This window comes from Methylophaga sp. (genome assembly GCF_965655755.1).
Classification (GTDB): domain Bacteria; phylum Pseudomonadota; class Gammaproteobacteria; order Nitrosococcales; family Methylophagaceae; genus Methylophaga.
In genome coordinates this window covers 1-3036 of sequence record NZ_CBFHHW010000017.1, presented here as the reverse complement: position 1 = coordinate 3036, position 3036 = coordinate 1, and the positions used below count along the sequence as shown (strand labels likewise).

Sequence of the window (3036 nt, the reverse complement as noted above, 5' to 3'; positions counted from 1 at the left end):
AGGACAGAGTATTGTTGCGGCAGCATCTGGTAAAGTGGTCTATAGCGGTAACGGTCTTGCAAGATATGGCAACCTCCTGATTATCAAACACAATGATGTTTACCTCAGTGCCTATGCACACAGTGATAAATTGCTTGTCAAAGAAGGCGAAATTGTGAAAGCCGGACAAAAGGTGGCGCTGTTAGGACGCACGGGTACTCAACGTCATCAGCTGCACTTTGAAATACGTCGTAACGGTAAGCCTGTCGATCCGATGCGTTTCCTGCCCAAACGCTGAGCCAGACAAACAACACTCGCTTTAAATCAGCTACAATATAACGTTTTGCCGGGTATGAACCCGGAAGTTTTCATTAAAGATTTAGAGGTTACCCTTGGAACTAGGCGCAACGATGCAACGTATTAAAGACCTTCGTGATCGCAGTGACGATCTCAGGGGGTATCTTTGACTACGATGACAAAGCGGAACAATTAATCGAGGTCACACGTGAGTTGGAATCACCCAGCGTCTGGGATGATCCCGATCGTGCTCAAAAGCTAGGTCAGGAGCGTGCCAGCCTGGAAAAAATCGTCACCACTTTATCCAGTCATACGGATACGCTTGATGACGCCAAAGATTTGCTTGAGCTGGCGGTCGAAGAAAACGATCAAGAGACGTTTGATGCCGTCAATGCCGATCTCGATGAGCTGGAAAAAGGCCTAGAAAAGCTTGAATTCCAACGCATGTTTTCAGGCAAGTTGGATAAGAATTCGGCCTACATTGATATTCAATCGGGATCAGGTGGCACCGAAGCACAGGACTGGGCAAATATTTTGCTCCGCATGTATCTTCGCTGGGGTGAATCACAAGACTACAAAGTCGAGTTGATGGAAGTGTCAGCCGGAGATGTTGCAGGCATTAAAAGTGCAACTATTCGTCTTGAGGGGGAATATGCATTCGGTATGTTACGAACCGAAACAGGCGTTCACCGATTGGTGCGAAAATCACCGTTTGACTCAGGTGCTCGTCGGCATACATCATTCGCTTCAATATTCGTGTATCCGGAAGTGGATGACACGATTGAAATAGATATCAACCCATCGGATTTAAGAATCGATACCTACCGTGCAAGTGGGGCCGGAGGGCAGCATGTGAACACCACCGATTCCGCGATTCGTATTACCCACGTACCGACTAATATTGTTGTGCAGTGTCAGAATGAACGCTCTCAGCATAAAAACAAAGATCAGGCAATGAACCAGTTACGTGCAAAATTGTATGAACTGGAATTGCAAAAGCAAAACGAAGTCAAACAGGCAGCCGAAGAATCCAAATCCGATATCGGCTGGGGCAGCCAGATTCGCTCCTATGTTCTCGATCAGTCTCGTATTAAAGATCTACGAACGGGAGTTGAAACGGGCAATACGCAAGCAGTGCTTGATGGGGATTTGGATCAATTTATCGAAGCGTCACTGAAATCAGGACTATAAGCTGGAAACATAATGAGCAACGAAAACGAACTGGATGAAAACAGACTGATCGCACAACGCCGTGAAAAACTGGCTGCAATTCGTGAACAGGGTAATGCTTTCCCGAACGAATTCCGTCGTAATGTGATGAATGGTGAATTACAAGCTGAGTATGCGAACTGGGATGGAGATAAGCTGAAAGCTGAACCGCATCGGGTCAAAATTGCCGGTCGGATGATGACCAAGCGCGTTATGGGTAAAGCCAGCTTTGCCAATATTCGTGATATGTCTGGTGATATTCAGCTTTATGTGGCCCGTGATGAATTGCCTGAAGGTGTTTATAAGCAATTCAAAAGCTGGGATATGGGCGACATTCTCGCGGCAGAAGGAACGCTATTCCGTACCAAAAAAGGTGAATTATCAGTCCATGTTGATAACATTCACTTGCTGACTAAATCACTGCGTCCATTGCCAGAAAAATTCCATGGTTTATCGGATCAGGAAACCCGTTATCGTCAGCGTTATGTTGATCTCATCATGAACGAAGCCAGTCGTGATGTGTTCCGGCTGCGAACCAAGCTGATTGATGGTGTGCGCCGTTATTTGATGGCAAAAGACTATCTTGAAGTTGAAACACCGATGATGCAGGCCATTCCAGGCGGTGCCACAGCACGACCATTCACAACCTATCATAATGCGTTGGATATGGATTTATTTCTGCGTATTGCACCAGAACTGTATTTGAAACGTCTTATTGTGGGTGGTTTTGAGCGAGTATTTGAAATTAACCGTAACTTCCGTAATGAAGGGTTATCAACACGCCATAACCCGGAATTCACGATGGTTGAATTCTATCAGGCCTATGCTGATTACAATGACATGATGGACCTGACCGAAGACATGATTCGTACCATTTCTAACGATACCCTGGGTACGACACAGATTAACTATCAGGGATTGGATATCGATTTTGGTGAACCTTTTATCCGGATGACCGTAAAAGAATCGATTCTGCACTTTAATCCGGGCATCAAACCTGAGCATCTTGAAACGCTGGGAGCCGCGCGTGAAATTGCAGCAGGTCTCGAAATCCACATTAAAGAGAATTATGGTCTGGGCAAAGTCCAAATCGAAATCTTTGAGAAAACAGTCGAACATCGTTTGATGCAACCGACGTTTATCACTGCCTATCCGACCGAAGTATCACCACTGGCACGACGTTCAGACAATGATCCGTTTGTCACAGACCGGTTTGAGTTCTTTGTTGGTGGGCGTGAGATTGCCAATGGCTTTTCGGAGCTGAATGATGCGGAAGATCAGGCTGAGCGTTTTCAGGCACAGGTTGCTGAAAAAGACGCTGGTGATGATGAAGCCATGCATTTTGATGCTGATTATATCCGAGCTCTGGAATACGGCATGCCGCCGACAGCGGGTGAGGGGATCGGGATTGATCGTCTTGTGATGTTGTTGACGGATTCGCCGTCAATTCGGGATGTATTGCTTTTCCCGCATATGCGGCCGGAATAAGTTTTTCAGAAAAACTTTCTAAAAACTGGCGGGTGCGTTCTTCACCCGCCAGCCTTGTCTTCT

Annotated in this window: 3 protein-coding genes; all 3 read left to right on the top strand. The window is 46.3% G+C overall.

Annotated features, from left to right (window positions below; all coding sequences use genetic code 11):
* A partial coding sequence (locus ACTF5U_RS07060) for a peptidoglycan DD-metalloendopeptidase family protein (RefSeq protein ID WP_438970934.1) occupies nucleotides 1–277 on the top strand: 277 nt, incomplete at its 5' end.
* Nucleotides 278–389: 112 nt separating this feature from the next.
* A protein-coding gene (gene prfB / locus ACTF5U_RS07055; RefSeq protein ID WP_438970933.1) for a peptide chain release factor 2 occupies nucleotides 390–1467 on the top strand; the annotation gives its coding sequence in 2 pieces (ribosomal slippage) (nucleotides 390–443 and nucleotides 445–1467; 1077 coding nt in all).
* Between the two features lie 12 nt (nucleotides 1468–1479).
* The gene (gene lysS, locus ACTF5U_RS07050; RefSeq protein ID WP_438970932.1) at nucleotides 1480–2973 is read left to right on the top strand and encodes a lysine--tRNA ligase; all 1494 of its coding nucleotides are present in this window, start codon (nucleotides 1480–1482) and stop codon (nucleotides 2971–2973) included.
* Nucleotides 2974–3036 lie beyond the last annotated feature (63 nt).

What these genes read in the sequence shown, in the direction of transcription:
- lysS (WP_438970932.1), top strand. Translation starts at nt 1,480, where the DNA reads ATGAGCAACGAAAACGAACTGGATGAAAACAGACTGATCGCACAACGC.